This window comes from Pseudoalteromonas sp. S1612 (genome assembly GCF_005887175.1).
GTDB classification, from domain to species: domain Bacteria; phylum Pseudomonadota; class Gammaproteobacteria; order Enterobacterales; family Alteromonadaceae; genus Pseudoalteromonas; species Pseudoalteromonas undina.
On the sequence record NZ_PNDH01000005.1, the window covers coordinates 88,089 to 112,571 of the forward strand.

The 24,483-nt window shown below is 41.5% G+C and carries 27 protein-coding genes; 22 read left to right on the forward strand and 5 right to left on the reverse strand.

Translation table 11 applies throughout. The features are described 5' to 3' along the window. Window positions 1-4 precede the first annotated feature (4 nt). Together CWB78_RS02180 and CWB78_RS02185 are read left to right on the forward strand one after the other, a co-directional pair. Window positions 5-3,280, forward strand: coding sequence for an efflux RND transporter permease subunit (locus CWB78_RS02180; protein ID WP_138594044.1), 3,276 nt, complete (start codon window positions 5-7; stop codon window positions 3,278-3,280). Continuing rightward, on the forward strand, window positions 3,270-4,337 hold the full coding sequence (locus CWB78_RS02185; RefSeq protein WP_138594045.1) for an efflux RND transporter periplasmic adaptor subunit: 1,068 nt from the start codon (window positions 3,270-3,272) through the stop codon (window positions 4,335-4,337). The genes CWB78_RS02180 and CWB78_RS02185 overlap by 11 nt, the downstream gene beginning before the upstream one ends. Window positions 4,338-4,349: 12 nt before the next feature. Here the strand turns inward: CWB78_RS02185 and CWB78_RS02190 are convergent, their stop codons facing one another. Next, entirely contained in the window at window positions 4,350-5,027 is a 678-nt protein-coding gene (locus tag CWB78_RS02190; RefSeq protein ID WP_138594046.1) for a nitroreductase family protein, read from the reverse strand. A 189-nt stretch (window positions 5,028-5,216) separates the two neighbouring features. On the opposite strand from CWB78_RS02190, the gene CWB78_RS02195 reads away from it, so the two are divergent. Further along, entirely contained in the window at window positions 5,217-6,098 is an 882-nt protein-coding gene (locus CWB78_RS02195; RefSeq protein ID WP_010392484.1) for an ABC transporter ATP-binding protein, read from the forward strand. Between the two features lie 9 nt (window positions 6,099-6,107). Beyond that, window positions 6,108-9,686: an ABC transporter permease/M1 family aminopeptidase gene (locus CWB78_RS02200; RefSeq protein WP_054202854.1), complete on the forward strand. Its 3,579-nt coding sequence runs from the start codon at window positions 6,108-6,110 to the stop codon at window positions 9,684-9,686. Window positions 9,687-9,980: 294 nt separating this feature from the next. Here the strand turns inward: CWB78_RS02200 and CWB78_RS02205 are convergent, their stop codons facing one another. From CWB78_RS02205 to CWB78_RS02220, 4 genes are all read right to left on the reverse strand, one after another. Then, a complete protein-coding gene (locus CWB78_RS02205) occupies window positions 9,981-10,658 on the reverse strand; it encodes a TorF family putative porin (RefSeq protein WP_138570679.1) in 678 nt (225 codons plus the stop codon). Between the two features lie 292 nt (window positions 10,659-10,950). Beyond that, window positions 10,951-12,114: a hypothetical protein gene (locus tag CWB78_RS02210; RefSeq protein WP_138594047.1), complete on the reverse strand. Its 1,164-nt coding sequence runs from the start codon at window positions 12,112-12,114 to the stop codon at window positions 10,951-10,953. A gap of 149 nt (window positions 12,115-12,263) precedes the next feature. Beyond that, the gene (locus CWB78_RS02215; protein WP_010392491.1) at window positions 12,264-12,464 is read right to left on the reverse strand and encodes a helix-turn-helix transcriptional regulator; all 201 of its coding nucleotides are present in this window, start codon (window positions 12,462-12,464) and stop codon (window positions 12,264-12,266) included. An 8-nt stretch (window positions 12,465-12,472) separates the two neighbouring features. Next, window positions 12,473-12,898 (reverse strand): hypothetical protein, encoded by a 426-nt coding sequence (locus tag CWB78_RS02220; protein ID WP_010392493.1) that lies wholly within the window; start codon window positions 12,896-12,898, stop codon window positions 12,473-12,475. Between the two features lie 236 nt (window positions 12,899-13,134). Here CWB78_RS02220 and CWB78_RS02225 point away from each other — a divergent pair, with 236 nt between their 5' ends. From CWB78_RS02225 to rplQ, 18 genes are all read left to right on the forward strand, one after another. Continuing rightward, window positions 13,135-15,072, forward strand: coding sequence for an AsmA family protein (locus tag CWB78_RS02225; RefSeq protein ID WP_138594049.1), 1,938 nt, complete (start codon window positions 13,135-13,137; stop codon window positions 15,070-15,072). Window positions 15,073-15,346: 274 nt separating this feature from the next. Next, window positions 15,347-15,715, forward strand: coding sequence for a 50S ribosomal protein L14 (rplN, locus tag CWB78_RS02230; protein WP_008115397.1), 369 nt, complete (start codon window positions 15,347-15,349; stop codon window positions 15,713-15,715). A 10-nt stretch (window positions 15,716-15,725) separates the two neighbouring features. Beyond that, on the forward strand, window positions 15,726-16,040 hold the full coding sequence (gene rplX, locus CWB78_RS02235) for a 50S ribosomal protein L24 (protein ID WP_004589210.1): 315 nt from the start codon (window positions 15,726-15,728) through the stop codon (window positions 16,038-16,040). A 16-nt stretch (window positions 16,041-16,056) separates the two neighbouring features. Continuing rightward, a complete protein-coding gene (rplE, locus tag CWB78_RS02240; protein ID WP_010392500.1) occupies window positions 16,057-16,596 on the forward strand; it encodes a 50S ribosomal protein L5 in 540 nt (179 codons plus the stop codon). A gap of 10 nt (window positions 16,597-16,606) precedes the next feature. Continuing rightward, window positions 16,607-16,912: a 30S ribosomal protein S14 gene (gene rpsN, locus CWB78_RS02245; protein WP_006794245.1), complete on the forward strand. Its 306-nt coding sequence runs from the start codon at window positions 16,607-16,609 to the stop codon at window positions 16,910-16,912. Window positions 16,913-16,933: 21 nt separating this feature from the next. After that, a complete protein-coding gene (gene rpsH / locus CWB78_RS02250; protein ID WP_008115392.1) occupies window positions 16,934-17,326 on the forward strand; it encodes a 30S ribosomal protein S8 in 393 nt (130 codons plus the stop codon). A gap of 13 nt (window positions 17,327-17,339) precedes the next feature. Continuing rightward, window positions 17,340-17,873 (forward strand): 50S ribosomal protein L6, encoded by a 534-nt coding sequence (gene rplF, locus CWB78_RS02255; RefSeq protein WP_006794247.1) that lies wholly within the window; start codon window positions 17,340-17,342, stop codon window positions 17,871-17,873. A 9-nt stretch (window positions 17,874-17,882) separates the two neighbouring features. Next, window positions 17,883-18,233, forward strand: a complete 351-nt coding sequence (rplR, locus tag CWB78_RS02260; RefSeq protein WP_008115388.1) for a 50S ribosomal protein L18 — start codon at window positions 17,883-17,885, stop codon at window positions 18,231-18,233. Window positions 18,234-18,242: 9 nt separating this feature from the next. Further along, window positions 18,243-18,749 (forward strand): 30S ribosomal protein S5, encoded by a 507-nt coding sequence (rpsE, locus tag CWB78_RS02265; RefSeq protein ID WP_008115387.1) that lies wholly within the window; start codon window positions 18,243-18,245, stop codon window positions 18,747-18,749. Between the two features lie 3 nt (window positions 18,750-18,752). Next, complete coding sequence (gene rpmD, locus CWB78_RS02270) at window positions 18,753-18,935, forward strand: 50S ribosomal protein L30 (RefSeq protein WP_008115384.1); 183 nt, start codon at window positions 18,753-18,755, stop codon at window positions 18,933-18,935. A 4-nt stretch (window positions 18,936-18,939) separates the two neighbouring features. Next, window positions 18,940-19,374, forward strand: coding sequence for a 50S ribosomal protein L15 (gene rplO / locus CWB78_RS02275; RefSeq protein WP_008115382.1), 435 nt, complete (start codon window positions 18,940-18,942; stop codon window positions 19,372-19,374). Window positions 19,375-19,384: 10 nt separating this feature from the next. Continuing rightward, window positions 19,385-20,713: a preprotein translocase subunit SecY gene (gene secY, locus CWB78_RS02280; RefSeq protein ID WP_008115380.1), complete on the forward strand. Its 1,329-nt coding sequence runs from the start codon at window positions 19,385-19,387 to the stop codon at window positions 20,711-20,713. A gap of 22 nt (window positions 20,714-20,735) precedes the next feature. Beyond that, entirely contained in the window at window positions 20,736-20,849 is a 114-nt protein-coding gene (rpmJ, locus tag CWB78_RS02285; RefSeq protein ID WP_002959476.1) for a 50S ribosomal protein L36, read from the forward strand. A gap of 125 nt (window positions 20,850-20,974) precedes the next feature. Further along, on the forward strand, window positions 20,975-21,331 hold the full coding sequence (gene rpsM / locus CWB78_RS02290; protein ID WP_008115377.1) for a 30S ribosomal protein S13: 357 nt from the start codon (window positions 20,975-20,977) through the stop codon (window positions 21,329-21,331). 12 nt (window positions 21,332-21,343) lie between these two features. Beyond that, a complete protein-coding gene (gene rpsK / locus CWB78_RS02295; protein ID WP_002959471.1) occupies window positions 21,344-21,730 on the forward strand; it encodes a 30S ribosomal protein S11 in 387 nt (128 codons plus the stop codon). Between the two features lie 21 nt (window positions 21,731-21,751). Beyond that, on the forward strand, window positions 21,752-22,372 hold the full coding sequence (rpsD, locus tag CWB78_RS02300; protein WP_002959461.1) for a 30S ribosomal protein S4: 621 nt from the start codon (window positions 21,752-21,754) through the stop codon (window positions 22,370-22,372). A gap of 24 nt (window positions 22,373-22,396) precedes the next feature. Next, window positions 22,397-23,383 (forward strand): DNA-directed RNA polymerase subunit alpha, encoded by a 987-nt coding sequence (locus tag CWB78_RS02305; protein ID WP_008115371.1) that lies wholly within the window; start codon window positions 22,397-22,399, stop codon window positions 23,381-23,383. 39 nt (window positions 23,384-23,422) lie between these two features. After that, a complete protein-coding gene (rplQ, locus tag CWB78_RS02310; RefSeq protein ID WP_008115370.1) occupies window positions 23,423-23,824 on the forward strand; it encodes a 50S ribosomal protein L17 in 402 nt (133 codons plus the stop codon). Window positions 23,825-24,483: the final 659 nt, after the last annotated feature.

Sequence of the window (24,483 nt, forward strand, 5' to 3'; positions counted from 1 at the left end):
TGCGATGAGCTTAATAGACAATGCGGTAAAAAGTAGTTTAAGTGGTCGCATTCCGATTGTTATTTTTGTGATGTCTTTGTTACTTGGGGTATTTGCACTAAATCAAACACCTCGAGAAGAAGAGCCGCAAATTACTGTGCCCATGCTCGATATTTATGTATCAGCACCTAACGTTGAGGCGCCTGAAGTCGCTAGGTTAGTAACACAACCGCTCGAGAAGTTACTGGCTCAGCTGGTGGGAGTGGAGCATATTTACTCAACCACACAAACTAACAGTACAGTGGTTACGCTGCGTTTTGAAGTAGGGCACAACCGCGAACAAGCTATTTTAGATACCTATGCAAAATTAAATAGTTATCAGCATACAATGGCATCGGTGATCAAAAGTTGGCAAATTCGCCCAATAGAAGTAGATGACGTGCCGATTGTGATGTTAGGTCTCTACAGTAAAGACCCGCAACTCTATGGTGATTACGAACTAACCCGTTTCGCTAACGAAATTGCTAATAATTTACAACGCATTGAGCATACCAGTGAAGTTAAAGTAATTTCAGGGCGTACACGCACTCTTACCATTAATTTAAATGCCAGCGCACTGGCTGCCCATCAAACCACGGTAAACGATGTTTTTTACGCATTAAATGTATCAAACCAACTCACTCAAGTAGGGAGTGTGGTTGATAATCAGCAGCAAATTGCAATTCAGGCAGGTGATGTACTAAGAACACAATCAGCGGTAGAGCAATTAGTTGTTAATGTGGTTAATGGTAAAAGTGTTTACTTGATGGACATTGCAACAGTCAGTGATGGCCCTAGTGAAATAGAGCATTACCAATGGTTAGCGCAATCTACTGATCAGCAGCAGTTGCCTATGGTTACTTTAAGCGTAGCTAAGCAAACAGGGACTAACGCGGTTGCTGTTGCAAATGATGTTCATACCACGATGAATGAACTTGCAAATACCTTACTGCCACCAGAAGTTAGCTATACAGTACTTAGAGATTATGGCCAAACTGCGAATGAAAAAGTAAATAACCTCACATCAAGTTTAGTGTTTGCAGTGTTTACTGTGGTGATATTTGTTGGCGTGTTTTTAGGTTGGCGTCCTGCCGTAGTGGTTGGGCTGGCGGTTCCTATTTGTTATGGCATTACACTCTCATTAGATTTTGCATTTGGTTACACTATTAATCGGGTGACCTTATTTGCGCTTATTTTATCATTAGGCTTACTGGTAGACGACCCAATCACGGGTATTGATAATATTAGTCGCTTTATAAATAACAAAGGCGATAAAAAACAAAATGTTGTTGGCGCAATGAGCGAAATTCGAAATGCTTTGCTTATGTCGACATTGACTATTATGGTGGCGTTTATTCCACTGGCGTTTATTACCGGCATGATGGGGCCATACATGGCACCTATGGCGTTTAACGTGCCCATTAGTGTCATGGTATCTACTTTGGTAGCATTTTTTGTCACCCCTTGGCTGGCAATGAAATTGCTTAAACCAAACACCTTAGAACAACCTGAGCTTGAGCCTAAAGCGGGTTTATACCAACGATTACTCAGTCCATTATTGGCCTCAAAAGGGCGAGCTAAATGGGTGCTATGGATAACGTTAGGATTGTTTATTATCAGCGCCATGTTACCCGTGATGCGCTTGGTACCATTAAAGCTCCTGCCTTTTGACAATAAAAATGAGCTGCAAGTACTTATAGATATGCCAGAAGGTACTAGTCTAGAGAGCACGGCTGCATTTACTAAGCAGATTCAAACCCTCACATGGCAGTTAAATGAAGTCAGTGAAATAGCCGCATATATTGGGCAGCCTTCTAGTATGGATTTTAATGGCATGGTGCGTGGTTATTATCGCCGTGAAGCCACTAACTTAGCAGAACTCAGAGTATTGCTGGTGGATAAATCAGCACGAGAGCATCAATCACATGGGGTGGTTATGCGGCTACGCGAACAACTTGCTCCTTTAGCAAAAAATGGCACTGTTATTAAAGTGGTAGAGGTACCACCTGGGCCACCGGTGTTGAGTACTTTAGTTGCTGAAGTGTATCGTGATTCCTTTATTGATAAGCAATCCCATAGGCAGGCTGCTCAACATGTTGCAGCACGTTTACGCCAAGAGCCTCATGTTGTTGAGGTTGATACCTCTTTGGTTGCTCCTGCGCCATTACAGCGCTTTATTACAGATAAAAACAAGGCTGCGCTCAGTGCTATTGCTACCCAAAATATTGCACAAACACTCAGTATTGCTTCGCAGGGGCAACAGGTTGGAGTGTTGTACGTAAGCGGTGAAACTCAGCCAGTTCCAATACAATTACAATTGCCTTATAGCGAGCGTAATCAGCTTTCACAATTACTTACACTGCAAGTAAGAGGGGATAGGGACTTAGCTAAAACCAGTAATGAGTTAGGTATAACAAGTGCCCCCAGACCTTTAGTGTCGCTTTCAGAGCTGGGAGAGTTTAAACCATTAAACGTGGCCGACACACTAATGCGTAAAGATCAGCGTGACGTTATTTATGTGATGGCCGAACTAAATGGACGCACGCCTGCAGAGGTTATTGCGGATGTAAATGCCGATTTGAACGCACGCAATGAAGGATTTGAAAAAAAGGCGTGGTTAACACGGCACTTTTTTAATAATGGTGGAACCGCGCCATGGCAATTACCGCAAGGAACTGATGTTAACTTTAGTGGTGAAGGTGAGTGGCGTATCACTATTGATGTGTTCAGGGATATGGGCATTGCTTTTGCCTTTGCGCTCAGTGCTATATTTATTATTTTACGGGTACAAACACAGTCGGCGAGTTTATCGCTGATTATCATGTCGGCTATTCCATTAACTGTGATTGGTATTATGCCTGGGTTTTGGTTACTCAATCAATTTGGTGAACGCACCATAGCGGGGGCTCCTGAGCCGGTATTATTTACCGCGACTGCGATGATAGGCATGATTGCCTTAGCAGGTATTGTCGTTCGTAACTCACTTATTTTAGTCGAATTTATTAACCAAGCACGAGCTCAGGGGATGGCAATAAAAGAGGCACTTATTGCTGCAGGGGCGGTACGAATGCGGCCAGTATTATTAACCGCCGGAACTACTTTGTTAGGTAACTTAGTGATCACACTTGACCCAGTATTTAGCGGATTAGCCATAGCAATTATTTTTGGCATCGTGGCGTCTACCGTATTTTCGTTATTTGTTGTACCGCTTGTTTACTATTTAGTGTTTACAAACCCAGAGGAAGAAGCACATGCAGGGTAAATCAAAAGTTTTAGGCGCAATCAGTGCATTGGTTGTGGTTATTGTAGCTGTGCTATACATGGCCGGCAGCTTTAGTGATAAACAATCTGCAGGGTTAAAAGAGATTCCAGTTACTCAATATCAAGGTGAGGTGGTCACTGTTGAGCTGCAAACTATTTCGCGAACAGAGTATGTACCAGGGAGTGTAATTGCGAAACAAAACACCCAAATTTCGTCAAATGTAATGGCACAAGTAAAGCAATTTAAAGTGCGCGCCGGTGATAAGGTTAGTCAAGGTGACTTATTGATCACCCTAAAGCAAGATGACTTTAAAGCGATGCTGGCACAAAGTGAGGCAAATATTAATGCGGTGCAAGCCTCATTAAACCAAGCTAAAAAGCAACTTATTAGAGTAACTGACTTACAGGCAAAAGGGTTAGTACCAGTGAGTGAATTTGATGATGCTAAAGCAAAATTTGATAACTTAACTGCCAACTTAGCTGGAGCAAAACAGCAGCAAGCCCAGGCGCAAGTATCACTTAACTACACGCAAATTAAAGCCCCTATATCTGGTGTCGTTGTTGAGCGTTTAGCCGAACCTGGCGATACAGCCACACCTGGTATACCGTTGTTAACGCTTTACAATCCAAAGCAACTTCAACTTGCCTTTAATGTACGAGAGCAACAAGCAGTAAAGCTTAAATTAGGCGATCGTTTAAACGTGAGTTTGCCTTCGCTCGATATGACAACAGCTGCCAATATCAGTGAAATTATACCTGTTGTTGATAACGCTGCACGTAGCTTACTTATACGACTAGAAATTGAACCACAGCCAGGGATGATCCCTGGGTTATATGCACAATTGCATTTACCGTTTAAAAGCACCCAAGGTGTACTGGTAGATCCTCGTTGGATACATGATTTTGGACAGCTCAGTATGATGTATGTCATTAGCGCTGACAAAATTGAGCGTCGCTTTGTACGCTTAGGTGAGCAGTTTGATAATCAGCAACATGTTATTACGGGCCTTAAAGCTGGCGATAAAATAGCAGTGGATTATCAACCAATAACTAAATAACCAGAGTTCGGGTTAAATAAATGTGGCTATTTCATCCAGCGATTTTTTATCAAGTGCATGCAGAGGCACCGTTGCATGCTCATCGGGGTAGCCTGCAATTAATAGCATATAAGGACGTTCGTTGTCTTTATCACGGCCACAAATATCGGTTAAAAAGCTCATTGGTTTTGGGGTGTGGGTCAGGGTTGCAAGGCCTGCTCGGTGTAGTGCTTGAATTAAAAAACCAGTGGCCAGCCCTACCGATTCATGTACATAGTAATTAGTGTTTTTATCGTCCGTATTTACACCCCCCTTTTTTTGACTAAACACTGCAATCAACCATGGTGCGTGCTCTAAATAGGGTTTATTAGCATCGGTACCTAATGGTTTCAATGCATCAAGCCATTCTTCGCCTGCGCGACCTTCATAAAAAGAGCGCTCTAGTTTTTCAGCGGCCTCTCGTATTTGCTTTTTAACATCACTACTATTAATGGCTACAAAATGCCAAGGCTGGTGGTTTGCACCACTAGGTGCTGTACCTGCTGCTTTAATGCAGGTTTCGATGATTTCTTTTGGCACCTGGCGGTTACTAAAGCTGCGAATACTATGACGGCGCTGGCTCGTTTGTAAAAACTCCTTTGCGCGCGAGAGCATTGCCTCTGGCGGGTATTCTATAAAATCGGTTAATGGTTGGCTTTTGTGATCTTGCATGGCTGTTCGCTTCTTATTTTTAGAGTGTTTTGTTTTTATACCGAGAGGCTCATTTCTAAGCAAGTGTTATTAGAATGAATTTCTGTTTATTTATTGTTACAAAGTTAACTAGTTACTAACTTATGTTCCTGTTTTTAATGTGGTATAAAGCAGCATAAAAATAATACTTACAATTCAAGGAAGTAAAAAATGCTATCAATAACAGGGTTATCAAAAACCTACGACAACGGCGTACATGCACTTCAAGGTGTTGATTTATCAATTGGTAAAGGTATGTTCGGATTACTTGGGCCAAATGGTGCGGGTAAATCGTCGTTAATGCGAACTATTTCTACATTGCAGTCAGCTGATCAGGGCTCTATTACTTTTGATGGCATTGATGTGTTTAAAGACCCACAAGCATTGCGTCAGCGTTTAGGCTATTTACCACAAGATTTTGGTGTATATCCGCGTGTTAACGCTTACGATTTACTCGATCATATGGCTGTTTTAAAAGGTATTCACAACAAAGCAGAACGTAAAGAGTCGGTGGAAGGCTTGCTTGCACATACTAATTTATATCAACATCGCTCAAAAGCCGTTAGTGGTTTTTCGGGGGGTATGCGCCAGCGTTTTGGTATTGCACAAGCATTATTGGGCGACCCTGATTTACTAATTGTTGATGAGCCAACTGCAGGTTTAGATCCTGAGGAGCGAAATCGTTTTCATAACTTGTTAGTAAGCTTAGGCGAGCAAAAAGTAGTTATATTATCGACCCACATTGTTGAAGATGTAGCAGAGCTTTGCCCAAACATGGCTGTACTGGCTGGCGGTAAAATACTATTAGAGGGTAACCCAATTGCCCTTACCGATAAACTGCAAGGGCAAATTTGGCGCAAGGCCATGAGCCAAGAAGAAGCGCAAGAGCTTGAATCACAACTGCCTGTTATTTCAAAACGCTTATTTGCTGGGCAAACCATATTACATGTATTAGCAGAGCAAGCACCCGAAGGCTTTGAAACGAGTAACGCAAACCTAGAAGATGTGTATTTTTCTGCGTTGCTTAATCATCGTAACAGCCAAGTAGCATAAGGGGGCGCTATGTTTTTTAATATGCTTGCGTTTGAACTGCGCTATTTTGTGCGCCAACCTTCGTTTTATGTGACGTCATTAATCTTCTTTTTTATGGCGTTTTTTATAAGCTCTAGTAGTAAGCTTCCGTTAGGCGGGGCTAATGTTCATATGAACTCGCCTTATACCATTATGGTTTTAACGGTTACCTTTTGTACGCTTGCTATGTTTTTAGTGGTTAACTTTGTTGCCAGCTCAGCTATTCGCAACAGTGAGAGCAAAATGGATGAGTTGGTGTTTAGTAAGCCGGTTAACCCTCTTGCTTATCAATCTGGGCGTTTTTTTGGTGCTTACTTAGTGGTGCTAGTTGTTTTTTTAACGGTGCCGCTGGGTGTGTTTTTTGGATCGCAATTTGGTTTATTGGTTGGCTGGCTCGATAGTGAGCTAGTAGGCCCTAATAAGTTAATATATTACACAGCTCCTTTTTTATATTTAGCAATACCCAGCTTGTTAGTACTTTCGGCTATTTTTAATAGTGTGGCTGTGTATTTTAAAACCATGATGGCGGTATATGTTACAGCTGTAGTGATTTTTATAACCTACCAAATAGCGGGCATCTACTTTGATGACTTAGCATTTAGAGATATTGTTGTATACGCCGATCCATTTGGGTCAGGTTCGTTAATTGACTTAACCCGTTATTGGACTGTAAGTGATAAAAATACCGAAGTGTTAACGCTCTCGGGCGATTTTTTGATTAACCGTATTTTGTGGGTAGCAATAAGCTTAGCGATGTTTTTTGGCCTAGGGAAGTTAGGTAATCGCGTAGTAACTAAAAAACAAAAAAAACAATTTGCTGTATCTACGTTTGTAAAAAATAAACAAGCAGCACTTATTAGCAAGGCTAAAAATTACAAATCAAAAGGGATCAATACGCAATCGCAACTAGTAATGCGCAGCTTATTTGAACTTAAGCAGGTTATATTAAGTGCGCCTTTTATGATTTTAGCCGGTGTAAGTATTACTATGTTGCTTGTGCCACTCTTTGCTCCTATTGGCGCGTATGGCACAACGGATTGGCCACTGACACAAAATATGGTGAGCATCATTCAAAACACCTCTAGCTTATTTATGTTTATCATTATTGCTTATTACAGCGCAGAGCTGGTTTGGCGGGAGCGCCACAGTGGTATGGGCGATATTGTTGACAGTTTCCCAGTTCATAACAGTGTGTTTTGGATATCTAAAATTATTGCGTTAATCACTGCGGTTTGTGGTCTTTATTTAGTAGGTATGATGTTTACCATTGCAGTACAACTATTTAAGGGGCAATTTAATCTAGAGCTTGGCCAGTACTTATTTAGGTTAGGTTATCTTACGTTACTGCCTTTAATTATGATGGCTATTTTGGCGTTCTTTTTGCAAATAATTAGCCCTAATAAATATATAGGTATGGGGTTATTTATTCTGTATTACATTGCCCAAATGGTAATGGGTGCTTACGGATTTGAGCATCACATGTATCACTTTTCGCAAAGTAGTAGCGTACCGTATTCTGATATAAACGGTTACGGACACTTTTTACAAGGCGCGCATTGGTACACCTTATATTGGGGCGCATTAAGTGTATTTTTGGCTATTGTTGGGTTTGCTTTATGGCATCGCGGCCCGTCGCAAACATTGCGCACTCGCTTATCTTTAATACGTTACAACATGTCTTTAAAAGGTCAAATTGCTGCCGCTATAAGTTTATTGGTATTTGTGGGAGCAGGTTATAACATTTATCACAACACCCGTATGCTCAACGAGTTTGTAACAAGTGATGATAACGAAACTCTTCAAGTAAGCTATGAACAAGAGTTTTCACAATACAAAGATTTGCCACTCCCTGTAATAACCGATGTTAATTTACACATTGATATTTACCCTAAAAAGCGTGCATTAACCGCCGTTGCAAAAATTAAGTTTACTAATACCGCTAACGAGCCAATAGCCCGTGTGTTAATTAACGAGCCTAACCACGCTAAAAGCTGGGATGTAAAAATGGCCGGCGGGAAAATAGTAGAGCGTTTACCTGAGTTTGATATGGTATGGTTTGAGTTTGAACAACCGCTAATGCCTAATGAAGTACGCGAAGGTGAGCTTTCAGTTTCCCGAGAACATAACGGTTTTGTTGATAGGTATTCAGATACTCAGCTGGTGTATAACGGTACATTTATAAATAATAGAGAGTTATTACCGAATTTTGGTTATCAAAGGTATTTTCAAATTGCGGATAAGTATGAGCGTCGTAAGCACGATTTACCCGAACTTGAACGTGCGCATAAACTAGAAGACAGCCGCTATTATACGCAAAATGAGTTTGGTCCTGATAATGGGTTTATAAGCTATAAAGCAACGGTAACTACCGATGAGTCGCAATTTGCAATTACACCTGGTTACTTAAAAAGTGAGAGTGTAAAAGACGGGCGCCGTACTTTTGTTTATGAAATGGATGCCCCTATTTTAAACTTTTATTCTGTGCTTTCGGCTGAACTTGAAAGCAAAAAGGTTGAGCATAACGGTGTAAATATTGAAGTGTACTACCACAAAGATCATGCATGGAATGTTGACCGTATGATTGAGTCGGTACAAGACTCAATAGATTACTATACCCAAGCATTTGGCCCGTATCAGCATAAGCAGTTACGTATTATTGAGTTTCCAAAATATCGCTCATTTGCGCAAAGTTTTGCCAATACAGTGCCTTACTCAGAAAGTATTGGTTTTGTTACAGATTTAAGGGATGAGAGTAAAGTTGACCTCCCTTATTATGTAACCGCACATGAAGTGGCGCACCAATGGTGGGGACATCAAGTATCAGGGGCTAATGTAGAGGGCAGTGCCGTTATATCAGAAACGCTCTCCCAATACAGTGCGCTTATGGTGTTAAAAAAACGCTTTGGCGCCGAGAAGCTACGTAAGTTTTTAAAATACGAGCTAGACAAATACTTAATGGGTCGTACAGGGGAAGCGTTTGAAGAAATGCCGCTGTATAAAACGCAGGCTCAGCAGTATCTTCACTACAATAAAGGTTCTGTTGTGATGATGGCGCTATATGATCGCTTAGGTGAAAAACGCTTAAATGCAGCACTTAAAGCATTTTTGAATGAGTTTAAATACCAATCAACGCCATACCCCACCACACTCGATTTACTCAGTTATTTAAAACGAGACGCAACAAAAGCAGAGCAACGCTTTATTGATGATCAGTTTAAGTATATAACACTTTATGAGCTTGAAATGAAAGAGGTATCGATTACAGATAGCACTGATAGCGAGGGTTTTTACACGGTAACACTGAGCGTTGAAGCAACGAAACAGCGTGCCGATGGTCAAGGTGAAGAAACCGAACAACCACTTGATGAAATGATTGATATTGCATTATTTAATGATGATCCTGAAAACCTTCTAGCCGAAGACTTTGTGATTTATTCACAAAAACATCAAATAGTGTCTGGTGCAAACACCATCGAACTTAAAGTAAAAGAAAAACCCATGTACGCTGGGATAGACCCTTACATTAAGCTTGTAGATAAAGACAATAAAAATAATTTAGCTAAGTTTTAACGCTAAGTTATTTAAAGGCCGCATTTCGTGCGGCCTTTTATTTTAGCGAATTGGTATAAAAAGCTTATTTGAAACAGAGAATATAATGCCAATACACAATAATGCTTATTTAAGCGAGTTAGCATAACGCGGAAATATTTAACGGCAGCTAGGTAGTCGTTGATTGACCGAGGCGGGTAATATAGTAGGGCGCTTTAGTAGCTAATCCTAGAGAGGATTACGAGCATTTTTAAACCGCTCTAAACGAGAAAGGGCCTTGCGGCCCTTAGTGTTGCAGCAAGTAACACATTCTTTTTATAGGTTAAAGTCTACAGCGTAGGCTACATAGGCTTTTATATCAGAGCCATCCATGTCGTTATCAGATAGGCCAAAAGTAAAACCATCTTTAGACACCGATACACCATAATCAATAATATTGTCATCACCGATGAAATCGCCTGAGTAATGCCCTATGTGTAGCGCCATTTCAGTGCCATTGCTACCAACAGCGAAGCTGTAATCGGCATTTAAATACAATGAATCACCAAAGTCAGTACCGTCACCACTGGCTGCAGATGTTGCAAGTACGGCTGCACCAAATGTAAAGCCTTGCACACTAATGCTACCGTAGACTTCAGAAAAATCTGCATCTGCACCTGATGCCGCATCAGGGTACGCATAATAGATATACCCTACGTCATAACTCACGCTTTCATTAATTGCGCCGCCAAAACCTGCGTATAAGTCTAGCTCGTAGGTCATTTCATCGGCCCAAGACGCATTTGACGCCCACGTACCCGCATAAAAGCCAGATTCATTAGCGTAATCAATACCGCCAGATACAGCTGCATCGCCCCCAGTTTGCTCTTGTCCGCGCCATAAGTAGTTTGAAGTGGCTGCTGCATTTGCTGTTACTTCAGCAAATGCAGTAGTTGATGTCATTCCTGTTAATGCCAATGCACTGATCAATATTGTTTTTTGTAGTTTTAGCATGTCTCATTTCCCATTGTATGATTTTGCACGCCAAGGCTTTTTATTATGAACGACTACAACCTTTTGTTTGGCGGCATTTTATTATGTTACTAATGGGGTATTTGCACTGTGTGTGCCAAATTAAACTTATTCGTTTATAAATTATTTTTATTATTTAAAACAATGTATTGAAAATAATATGAGGTAGGGATAGAAAAGTAATTATTTAGCAGGTTCACTTTGCTGGTGCAAAAAATAGCCTAGCTGCACCATCAAAGCGCTGCTAGGCTATTTTATTTTTCTTGTGGGTTAATTAACCAAAAATGGCACGCATTAGGGTAATTGTTTCGTTAACACCGCGGCCTTTTTGTACTTCGCTAATAATAGAGTCACGTTTAGCACGAATATGCTCTGGAACATCATCAGCAGCAAGAGCGCGATCCACTAAAATCTCAGCAGATTCTTTGCCTCGGCGTGGCGCTTTACTGCTGCTAGAAGTGCTACGTGTAGGTTTATTAAGTAGCTTAATGTAGTTAGAGTTATCTGCAGTATTAGTATCTGCATAGTAAAAAAAGCAAGGTATAAGCGCTTTAATGTCCACCAACTGTGTTTCTAGTTCATTACCAGCATTGGCCATTTTAAACCATGACATAGCGTGAATGCTTTGTACTACATCTTGCCAGTAACGCTCAAAGTCACGGTTATTTAATTTGGTGATACCAAGTGCGGAGCAAAGTGCATCTAAGCGACTGTTACTAATTGGAGTAAACACATCAGGGCGACGCATTGCTAATAAACGGGTGGCAGGCGCCAGAGTTGGTTTTTCATCACTACCATTAAATGCACTCAAATAAGCAATTACAAATTGTTGGTAATTACCTAGCGCTACATCACCCTCAAGTGGAATGTTGCTGAGTGCATCGTCGAATGCGCCTGGCAAATCAGCCAGCATCTGGTGAAAACCTTTGGCGCTTTTAGTAGAGGCAAACCATTCTACATCAAAGTTATAAGTACTCGGATCGAGTGATGCCATATGCTTACCGCTAAAAGCGAGTAAGTCTTCAGGGATCATATCTTTTAACGGCTTTTCACGCAGGCCTGCAATATAAGTAGTTAAACGTAGCTGCTCATCAAGTGCCACCAGTTCTTTATGTTGCTCTACAAACATACTCACTACTGGCCAAGGCGCTACCCGTAATGTTTTTAACTGTAAAAAGCTAATGGCTGAAATAAGTTGGTCATGCAGCTTTTTCAATAATGGTAATTGTGGGCTTTCGAGTAAGTCATAATTAATGCGGTCGCGGCTTGCGCTTAATAGCTCGTAACACCAACCTAAAAAGTCTTCTGGATGGTTTTCCACTTTCACAGCCATCAGGTTTAGGCTTAGCTCTGAAGATTGCTTCAGAATGTTTTGATAAATTTGACTTTCTTGCTCGCCTAATGCCATTTTTGACGGTGAAATTAGCAGTTTCTTCATGCCTTGTAGACTCTCCGGTTAGATATACTTTTTAGTCGCTTCATTTTAGCTTAAATAAGCCAGCAGCAACAGGGGCGTGCATCATACCGGAGAATACAGGGGATGCAATCTTGGTAAGTTAATTAACACAAGATTGCATCATTACTGTATTAATCGTGTTCATCGAGTGAAAACAGCCGTTCAACTGAGGTATTAAAGTGCTGTGCTATTTTTAAGGCAATGATCACCGAGGGTGTAAAACGAGATGTTTCAACCGTGCTAATGGTTTTTCGTGAAACATTAATAGCATCGGCCAGTTCTTGCTGTGAAAGCCCTGCCTCTTTACGAAATTCAGCTATATGGTTTTGCACATTATTTCCTAATCGCGGCTTTGCCAAAACAATGAAGTGCCATATGCCAAGAGCATGATACCTAAGTAGAATACTGCCATAGCTGCATGCGAAACCTCACTAGCAATAGCATCGCCTTTATAAAAAACACCAAGCAGGCAAAAAACAAGTGCAAAAATTGAATGTTTATAGGCACTCGTGTCGATAGTATTTAGGAATTCATCTTTATAAGCATATTGAAAATACATTTTTAATGGAAAGCCTGCTTTAGTTATATAAATAGCTATTATAACTATATAAAATAAAACGCCCATTCCAACAGTTAAAAGCCCGTCAATATCTTGTTTTATTACTGAGTTAACACTGAGAAGTAAAAAAACCATACTTGTGCTTATACTTAGAAATATGTTTTGACCCATAAACTGTTCTTCAGTTTTAATATCTTGTTGTTTCATAAAGTCCATCCTGTGGAAGTGTTAATTTATATTTTGTAACCTGTAGGTATCAATGTAACCTGTAGGTATCATTTGGTCAATATTTTTTTGTAACCTAAAGGTATCAAAATGTTTCAGTTACAATTCATATACCCACATTAGAATGTAGGAAAGTAGATTTTTAGTTATTGGGCAATGCTTTTGGCGCTAACTCCCGCTATGATAAGAGCATTATTTGCACGTTTGAAAGGATGATCATGAAGACCTTATTTAAAGTTATTGGTGTCATATTATTGCTATGCATAGCGTTAATTGTTGCTGCACCATTTTTAATTCCTACCGATACCATTTTTAATAAAGTGTCTGAGCAGGTAGAAAAAACAACTGGGCGCACATTAACGATCAAGGGAGATAAAACCCTCAGTGTATTTCCTGCATTAAAGCTGGAGCTTAATGATGTGCATTTTGCCAATATGCCCAGTGGCTCTCGCGCTGATATGGCAAGTATGCAGCAACTTGCTGTTCATATTCCTTGGCTTTCATTACTCGGTGGCGAACTAAAGCTAGAAAAGTTTGTAATTAATGAGCCTGATATTTTGCTAGAAACCGATAAAAGCGGCAAAGCAAACTGGCAGTTATTTGATGCAGTGGCCAAGCAACCAGAGCAACAAACTCAAGCGGGAGAGGCAGTCAAACTACCTGAAAACTTTGATATTCAATTAGGTGAAGTCGCTATTTATGGCGGGTCATTTACTTATTTAGATGGTCAAACGGATGCTAAACAACAAATTAGCGATTTAGAACTGGCTATATTACTGCCTTCACTGCGTAAACAGCTTGAAGTAACCGGTGCTATTACTTATATGCAAGAGCGATTTGAGCTTGATGTAAAACTTTATACACCAGCAAAAGCGATTGAAGGCGCCACATTTAATGTAAAGCAAACGCTTAACTCACGTTTAGTAGATCTAATGTTTGATGGCAGCATAGCCAAACAAGGCCAAGACATTAAAGGACTTTTAACACTTAACGGTGATTCGGTTAAAAATATTGCTAACTGGCAAGGAGTTGACTTAAACGCTAAAAACAATGCGTTTAACGCCTTTAGCATCAATGCCGAAATGCACTTACTCGGTGAAGAGTTTAACTTAACTGAATTAGTAGCAACGCTCGATGCACTCGAGATTAAAGGTAAAAGTAAGTTAAATTTAGGCAGTCGCTTAGCTGTTAATGCTGATATTGACTTAGGCATGCTTGATTTAAATCCTTACTTACCTGAAACCGTAGCTAAAAAAGAAGTCCCTGCAAAAGACGACTCTAAGCCTGCAGAGCCAATAGTGTGGGATGATACTAAAATTGATTTAAGTGGCTTAAATGCATTAGATGCAAATGTGATTGTCCGTTCAAGTGGCTTAAAAGCGAACGATATTAAACTCGGCGCCAACCAGTTTACTGTGGCACTAAAAAATAGCGTTGCTAAATTAAGCCTAGACAGCTTTGCCGCTTATGAAGGAACAGGTAAAGGGGTGGTGACTATCAATGCTCAAAATACCCCTTATAAAATAGCAACCAACTTCGATTTAGATAAAATAGACGCACAGCCATTACTTAGCGATGCTGCAGGCTTTGATAAGCTAATGGGCAAGGGCTCTTTAAACTGGAATCTAACCACAGCAGGGCAAAGCCAAAAAACGTTTATTAACGCGCTTAATGGTAAACTAGGATTCAAGTTCGCTGATGGTGCAGTTAAGGGAGCAAACGTAGCAGAAATGGTGCGTAAGGGGAAAGAGCTAGTTAAAGGCAACTTTAATGCCGTGTCTGAGGGATTAGATACAGGATTTGAGGAATCTGAGAAAACAGATTTCTCTGCACTTTCTGGTAGTTTTAACTTTACCAATGGCGTAGGCAAAAATACTGATTTATCGTTGATCAGCCCCTTAATACGTATTTCAGGTGAAGGAGACGTTGATTTACCGCAAACTCAGGTTAATTACCGCCTAGTAACAGGTTTAGTTGATTCTATTGAAGGTCAGGGTACTACCGATGATAGCACTGGCTTTAAAATTCCCCTGAGGATAAAAGGCCCATTTCATGATGTTGGCATAAAATTAGATATAGGCAGTGCGGTTAAAGACGAAGCAAAAGAAAAAGCTAAAGACAAAATTAAAGACAAATTAAAAGGTTTGTTTGGCTAATTTTAATTACTGATATAAAACAAGGCACCGTAAAGGTGCCTTGTTTGTTTTATAACCACCTGTAATTTAGATAGATAGCATAAAAAACCAGTTTCTAATTTATCGTCCGCATTAAATTAATTAAAAAATAACCTACCACTCCCCCCTCAATGCTGATACAATTGCCCGCCCTTAAGAGACATCTAGTATGTTTTTTGAGTGGAATTCAATCGAAATGTCTTGATTTTAAACAAATTTAAGACAAGTTGTAATTACTACACCGGAGGTCATTAACATGATCCAAATGCAAACTCAGCTGGAAGTTGCTGATAACAGCGGCGCTCGCAAAGTGCAGTGTATAAAAGTCCTTGGTGGTTCACACCGTCGCTATGCAGCGATTGGCGATATCATTAAAGTTTCTGTAAAAGAAGCGATTCCTCGCGGTAAAGTGAAGAAAGGTGATGTTAAAAACGCGGTAGTTGTGCGTACCAAAAAAGGCGTTCGTCGTCCAGACGGTTCATTGATCCGTTTCGACAGCAATGCGGCTGTTATCTTAAATGATAACTTGCAGCCTATTGGTACTCGTATTTTCGGCCCTGTGACTCGCGAACTTCGTAATGAAAAGTTCATGAAAATCGTTTCACTAGCCCCAGAAGTACTGTAAGGAGTCTATCATGGCAGCAAAAATCCGTCGTGATGACGAAGTAATCGTACTAGCAGGTAAAGACAAAGGTAAGCGCGGCAAAGTGCTTTCAGTTGTAACCGAGTCTGGTCGAGTATTTGTCGAAGGCATTAACTTAATCAAGAAACACCAAAAGCCGGTTCCACAGTTGAACCAAGCTGGCGGTATTGTTGAGAAAGAAGCGTCTATCGACGTATCAAACGTTGCGATCTACAACTCGGAAACGAGCAAAGCAGATCGTGTAGGTTTCAAGATTGAAGATGGTAAGAAATTACGTATCTTTAAATCTACTGGTAAAACTATCTAATAGTTGGAGTAGAATGATGGCGAAACTGCATGAAGTATATAAAGACAAAGTAGTTGCTGAACTTCAAGAGAAGTTTGGTTTCAGCTCTGTCATGCAAGTCCCTCAGATCGAGAAGATCACATTAAATATGGGTGTGGGCGAAGCCTTAGCTGACAAGAAGATTTTAGATAACGCTGTTGCGGATCTAGAAGCTATCTCTGGTCAGAAACCTTTAATCACTAAAGCACGCAAATCTGTTGCTGGCTTCAAAGTGCGTGAAGGTTACCCGATTGGTTGTAAAGTAACCCTACGCGGCGAGCGTATGTGGGACTTTTTTGAGCGTTTGGTTTCAATCGCTATCCCACGTATCCGTGACTTCCGTGGTGTAAGTGCTAAGTCTTTTGATGGACGTGGTAACTACAGCATGGGCGTACGTGAACAAATCATCTTCCCAGAAATTGATTATGATAAAGTAGACCGTGTACGCGGTATGGATATCACAATCACTACATCTGCGAAATCAGATGAGGAAGGCCGTGCGTTGTTAGAAGCGTTTAACTTCCCATTCAAGAAATAAGGGTAGGGTTATGGCAAAGAATTCTATGAAAGCGCGCGAAGCAAAGCGCACTAAACTAGTTGCTCAGTACGCTGAAAAGCGTGCAGCACTAAAAGCTATCATCAGTGATGTTAATACATCTGAAGATGATCGTTGGGACGCGGTACTTAAGCTACAAGCTTTACCTCGTGATTCTAGCCCTGCACGTCAACGTAATCGTTGTAACATTACGGGCCGCCCACATGGTTTCCTTCGCAAATTCGGCATGAGCCGTATTAAAGTTCGCGAAGCAGCTATGCGCGGTGAAATTCCTGGCCTTAAAAAGGCTAGCTGGTAATAGAATCATGGGAGTAAGACTATGAGCTTGCAAGATCCTATCGCGGATTTATTTACACGAATCCGTAACGGTCAGTCAGCGAAGAAAGTATCTGTAACGATGCCTAATTCGAAACTGAAAGTAGCAGTAGCTAATGTATTAAAAAATGAAGGTTACATCGCAGACTTCGCAGTAAGTGGTGATGTTAAACCTGAGCTTTCTATCGAGTTAAAGTACTTCGAAGGCAAAGCTGTTATTGAAAATATCCAGCGTGTAAGTCGCCCTGGTCTACGTATCTATAAGAGACGTGACGAATTACCGAAGGTAATGGGTGGTTTAGGTATCGCTATCGTATCAACTTCTAAAGGCCTAATGACAGACCGCGCAGCACGTAGTGCAGGCGTTGGTGGTGAAATCATTGGTTTTGTAGCTTAATCGGAGGGGAACTATGTCTCGCATAGCAAAGGCACCAATAAACGTTCCTGCCGGTGTAGAAGTTACATTAAAAGGCCAGGAAATCACAGTTAAAGGCAAAAACGGTGAACTTACTCGTACAATCAACGATGCAGTTGAAGTACAAGTTAACGACAACGTTATTACAACTTTACCTCGTGAAGGCGTAGCCAATGCATGGGCACAAGCAGGTACTGCTCGCGCTCTAATCAACAACATGGTTGTTGGTACGCATGAAGGTTACGAGAAGAAACTTCAGTTAGTAGGTGTTGGTTACCGTGCTGCAGCTAAGGGCAAAGTTTTAGACTTAACTCTTGGTTTCTCGCACCCGGTTAATTTCGCAGTTCCTGAAGGAATTACGATTGAAACTCCAAGCCAAACAGAAGTTCTAGTTAAGGGCGTAGACAAGCAGTTAGTTGGTCAAACAGCTGCTAACATTCGTGCATACCGTAAACCTGAGCCTTATAAAGGTAAAGGTGTTCGTTATTCAGATGAGAATGTACGCCGTAAAGAGGCTAAGAAGAAGTAAGGTAAGACGATGGATAAAAAAACAGCTCGTCTACGTCGTGCTAAACGCACTCGTAGAAATTATATTGAACAAGGCACAACGCGTCTTGTTATCCACCGCACGCCACGTCACATTTACGCTCAAGTTGTAAACGCTGAGGGTAATGTACTGGCTGCTGCTTCTACTGTTGAGAAAGCTATTAGCGAAACAGTTAAAGGCACAGGCAACGTTGCAGCTGCACAAGCAGTTGGTAAAGCGGTTGCTGAACGTGCGGCTGACAAAGGCATCGAAAAGATTGCTTTTGATCGCAGTGGCTTTAAATATCACGGCCGTGTGAAGGCGCTAGCTGATGCTGCGCGTGAAGCCGGTTTGCAATTCTAGGAGTAGACAATGGCTAACGTAGAAGCAAAGCAACAACAGCCTGATTTAGCTGAAAAGCTAATCGCGGTGAACCGTGTGTCTAAAGTAGTTAAAGGTGGTCGTATCTTTAGCTTTACTGCACTAACTGTAGTTGGTGATGGCGCAGGTAAAGTAGGTTTCGGTTATGGTAAAGCACGTGAAGTTCCAGCTGCTATTCAAAAAGCAATGGAAAAAGCACGTCGTAACATGATCAACGTAGACCTAAATGGCAACACATTACAGCATCCTGTTAAAGGACGTCATGCTGGCTCACAAGTGTTTATGAAACCAGCATCTGAAGGTACTGGTATCATTGCAGGTGGTGCTATGCGTGCAGTACTTGAAGTGACTGGTGTGCAGAACGTACTTTCTAAATGTTACGGTTCTACTAACCCGATCAACGTTGTACGTGCAACGATCTCAGCACTTGAGAACATGAATTCTCCTCAGTCGATCGCTGCAAAACGTGGTCTTCGAGTAGATGAGATTTTGGGGTAAACCATGGCTAATAAAACTGTAAAAGTAACACAAGTAAAAAGCTCTATCGGTCGTTTACCGAAGCATAAAGCTACATTACGCGGTCTTGGTTTACGTCGTATCAATCACACTGTTGAGTTAGAAGACACAGCATGTGTGCGTGGTATGATTAACCAGGTTTATTACATGGTTAAGGTAGAGGGGTAATTCGATGCATTTGAATACACTTTCACCTGCTGCAGGTTCAAAAACTGCTCCAAAACGTGTTGGTCGTGGTATCGGTTCTGGTCTTGGTAAGACTGGTGGCCGTGGTCACAAAGGTCAAAAATCACGTTCTGGCGGTAAAGTACGCGTTGGTTTCGAAGGCGGTCAAATGCCTATGCAACGTCGTCTACCTAAGTTCGGTTTCACTTCTCGCAAATCTTTAGTATCTGCAGAAATTAACCTATACGAAATCGCTAAAGTTGAAGGCGATGTGGTAGACCTAAGCGCGTTACAAGCAGCTGGTCTAGTTAAAAAGAACGTTCAGTTCGTTAAAGTTGTTAAATCTGGCGAAGTTTCACGCGCTGTTACCGTTAAAGGCCTTAAGGCTTCTAAAGGTGCACGCGAAGCTATCGAAGCTGCCGGAGGCAAGGTAGAAGACTAAGGAAGTACTAATGGCTAAACCAGGTCAAGATACACAAAGTGCACAAGGTGGACTTTCGGAATTGAAGCGCCGATTACTCTTCGTATTGGGTGCTATCATAATTTACCGTCTAGGTTCATTTGTGCCGATCCCTGGGATTGACGCCGCTGTACTTGCCGATTTCTTCGAGCAACAAAAGGGCACCATTGTTGAGATGTTCAACATGTTTAGCGGTGGTGCGCTTGAGCGAGCTTCAGTGTTAGCACTGGGTATCATGCCGTATATCTCGGCTTCGATTATTACGCAACTATTAACGCATATGTATCCGCCGTTTATAGAGCTTAAGAAAGAAGGTGAGCAAGGGCGTAAAAAGATAAGCCAGTACACACGCTACGGCACGCTTGTGCTTGCTACTATCCAATCAATCGGTATTGCCACAAGCTTACCGGGCATGATGAACGGGTTAGTTGTTAACCCAGGTATGGGATTCTATTTCACCGCAGTGGTGAGCTTAGTAACCGGTACTATGTTCCTTATGTGGTTGGGCGAACAGATAACAGAACGTGGTATCGGTAACGGTATCTCAGTTCTAATATTTGTTGGTATTGTAGCTAACCTGCCGTCTGCTATTGGTTCGACAGCCGAAATGGCGCGCCAAGGTGATTTGAATGTTTTTGTACTGTTGATGGTTGCGGTTATAGTATTCGCTGTTACTTATCTTGTTGTATTCTTTGAACGTGGTCAACGACGTATCGTTGTTAACTACGCCAAGCGTCAACAAGGTCGTCAAGTATTTGCTGCTCAAAGCACGCATTTACCTCTGAAAGTAAATATGGCGGGTGTTATTCCACCAATCTTCGCTAGCAGTATAATTCTGTTCCCTGGTACAATTGCAAGCTGGTTCGGCCAGGGTGAAGGTCCGGTTGCTGATGTGCTACAAGCAATTGCTACAACGTTGACTCCAGGTCAGCCTTTGTATGCAATGGTTTTAGCTGCGGCTATCATCTTCTTCTGCTTTTTCTACACAGCGTTGGTTTTTAACCCGCGTGAAACAGCAGACAACCTGAAAAAATCTGGCGCATTTATCCCAGGTATTCGTCCAGGTGAGCAGACATCTAAATACATTGATAAAGTGATGACACGCCTGACATTGGCAGGTGCTTTGTATATAACCTTTATCTGTCTGGTGCCCGAATTCATGACTATGGCATGGCAAACGCCATTCTATTTCGGCGGTACATCAATTTTGATTATCGTTGTTGTAATCATGGACTTTATGGCACAAGTACAGACGCATCTGATGTCACATCAGTATGATTCTGTGCTGAAAAAAGCGAACCTTAAAGGCTACGGTCGATAAGGTCAGTTTACGGAGTTGAGCAATGAAAGTACGTGCTTCCGTTAAGAAAATATGCCGTAACTGTAAAGTTATTAAACGTGCTGGTGTAGTACGCGTAATTTGCAGTGAGCCTAAGCATAAGCAAAGGCAAGGCTAAGTAAACAGTCGTGCAGGCTGAGGTTTCTCGGCCTGTGTTTTTAGTTGTGATTTGGTCTTCGTTTGAGTATCCTTACGGGCTTTTCAAACAGATGATTACCAAATTCAAATATAGGAGATGTGTTAGTGGCCCGTATCGCTGGCATTAACGTCCCTGATCATAAACATGCAGTTATTGGTTTAACAGCTATTTATGGCATAGGTAAGACTCGCTCTAAGGCTATCTTAGAAGCGACTGGTATCGCCGAGACCACAAAAATCGGTGAACTTTCAGACGAAACACTTGACGTACTGCGTGAAGCAGTTGGCAAGTACACTGTAGAAGGTGACCTTCGTCGTGAAGTTACTTTGAATATCAAGCGCCTTATGGACCTTGGTTGTTTCCGTGGCCTACGTCACCGTCGCTCTTTACCACTTCGTGGTCAAAGAACAAAGACTAACGCGCGTACCCGTAAGGGTCCTCGTAAGCCTATTAAGCGATAAGGGGATAGTAAAATGGCTAAGACACCAATTCGTCGTAAAAAGGTTAAAAAGCAAGTTGCTGATGGTATGGCTCATGTTCATGCGTCTTTCAACAACACTATTGTAACGATTACCGACCGTCAAGGTAATGCACTATCATGGGCTACTGCCGGTGGTTCAGGTTTCCGTGGTTCACGTAAATCTACTCCATTCGCTGCTCAGGTTGCTGCAGAGCGTGCAGGTACTGCTGCTCAAGAATACGGTTTAAAAAATCTAGAAGTTTTCATCAAAGGTCCAGGTCCAGGTCGTGAATCTGCTGTACGTGCTTTGAATGCTGCTGGTTACCGTATCACCAACATTACTGACGTGACGCCAATACCACATAATGGTTGTCGTCCACCGAAGAAACGTCGCGTTTAACAATAGGTTAGGAGAAATAACATGGCAAGATATTTGGGCCCTAAGCTCAAGCTGAGTCGTCGTGAAGGTACTGACCTGTTCCTTAAGAGCGGCGTAAGAGCTATCGACTCTAAGTGTAAACTTGAGACTGCACCTGGTCAGCACGGCGCTCGTAAAGGACGCTTATCTGATTACGGTTTACAATTACGTGAAAAGCAAAAAGTACGTCGTATTTACGGTGTATTAGAAAAGCAATTCCGTAACTACTACAAAGAAGCTGCTCGCCTTAAAGGCAACACAGGTGAAAACTTGTTACAGCTTTTAGAGCAACGTTTAGACAATGTTGTATATCGCATGGGTTTTGCTAGCACACGCGCTGAAGCACGTCAGTTAGTAAGCCACAAAGCGATTCTAGTTAATGGTCGTGTTGTGAATATTCCTTCATACGTAATTACTCCAGAAGATACTGTTGTAATCCGTGAGAAGTCTAAAACACAAGCACGTATCATCGCTGCTCTAGAGTTGGCTGAGCAACGTGAAAAGCCGACTTGGGTTGAAGTTGACGGTAAGAAATTGGAAGGTAGCTTCAAGCGCCTACCTGAGCGTTCAGATCTGTCTGCGGACATTAATGAACAACTAATCGTCGAACTTTACTCTAAGTAAAGTTAAGAGTTAAGAGAGGATAAAATGCAGGGTTCTGTTACAGAATTTCTAAAACCAAGGTTAGTCGATATCGACGCTATCAACCCAACGCGTTCTAAAGTAGTTTTAGAACCACTCGAGCGTGGCTTTGGTCACACTTTGGGTAATGCCTTACGCCGTATACTGTTATCATCTATGCCTGGATGTGCAGTAACTGAAGTTGAAATCGACGGTGTATTGCATGAGTACAGCGCGAAAGAAGGCGTACAAGAAGACATCATTGAAATACTACTAAACCTTAAAGGTCTAGCGGTAACGTTAGAAGGCAAAGATGAAGTTTTTCTGACCCTGACTAAATCTGGTGTAGGCCCTGTGACTGCGGCAGATATTCAGCACGATGGCGATGTAACAATTGCTAACCCAGATCATGTTATTTGTAATTTAACAACAAATAACAGCGAGATCAGCATGCGTATTCGTGTTGAGCGTGGTCGTGGTTATGTGCCGGCATCTAGTCGTTTATCCTCTGATGACGATGAGCGTCCAATTGGTCGATTGCTGCTTGATGCATCATTCAGCCCAGTTGAACGTATTGCGTACTCGGTTGAATCAGCCCGTGTTGAGCAACGTACAGATTTAGACAAGTTAATCATTGATATGGAAACAAACGGCACCTTAGATCCTGAAGAAGCGATCCGCCGTGCGTCTACTATCTTAGCTGAGCAATTAGATGCATTCGTAGATTTACGTGATGTAACTGAGCCAGAAGAGAAAGAAGAGAAGCCAGAATTCGATCCTATTCTACTTCGTCCAGTTGATGATCTTGAATTAACAGTACGTTCAGCAAACTGTTTGAAAGCCGAGCAAATTCAATATATCGGTGATTTAGTTCAGCGCACTGAAGTTGAGCTTCTTAAAACGCCTAATCTAGGTAAGAAGTCTCTAACTGAAATAAAAGACGTGCTAGCTTCACGTGGTCTTTCTCTAGGCATGCGCCTAGAAAATTGGCCGCCTGCAAGCCTAGCTGAATAATCTAAATCACTATATTAGTTTAGTTAGAAGGATAGGGTCATGCGCCATCGTAAGAGTGGTCGTCAATTAAACCGTAACAGTAGCCATCGTAAAGCGATGTTCAGCAATATGGCAGGTTCTTTGGTGAAACATGAAATCATCAAAACTACTTTGCCTAAAGCGAAAGAGTTACGCCGTGTAATTGAACCTTTAATCACACTGGCTAAGACTGACAGTGTAGCAAATCGCCGTTTAGCGTTTGCTCGCACGCGTGATAATGAAGTAGTTGGTAAGTTATTCAGTGAAATCGGTCCTCGTAATGCGGATCGTCCAGGTGGTTACACTCGTATTCTTAAGTGTGGCTTCCGTGCTGGTGATAATGCACCAATGGCTTATATTGAACTAGTTGGTCGCCCAGCGGCGAGCGAAGAAGTTCAAGAAGACGCGCAGTCTGCAGAGTAAGTCTTAAAGAGACACCAAAAAGCCGAGCTTATGCTCGGCTTTTTAATATCTAAAATTCACACAAAATGAATAAAGCTTTTAGCTCTATTATTAATAGCAAATTTATTCTCATTCCTTTCATCTAATAAAATAGCCTAACTAGAATCGACGAATCATAATGCGAGCGTTTAGGACTGCTATCTTTCTATTTATAAGTAAAGCTATTTAGACTAATAAATATATGACCATCTAACGACTTTTACAGTTTATAGTTATTAATATAAAAAAGTTCGAAATAGTTGATACCCTCCAATAGCTCATTAACTTTATATAGTAGAGTCCTTGCCTGATGTACTTATTCGCCACTAATCTAAATGGCCATATAAAGCTAAACAATTTTTTTCTTGGTAATCGCTACAATAACTATGAAAAGATTTTTCCAAAAAATAAGTTTTTACAGCTTTAAAGGCGAAATATGATTAGGTTTAGTTGTCTTTTTAAGCGTTTAGTCTAAATATCCAGCGAACAGTCATTTATTTCAAGTTTTCTGCAAAAAAGGGTTGATCTGTTTTCGGATCTCCCTATAATGCGACCCCACTGAGACGGCAGAGCGCAACGCATAGCGAGGCACGAGCTACTCAGTGAGTCGAGTAAAACTTAGTTCATAAACCTTTCACGTT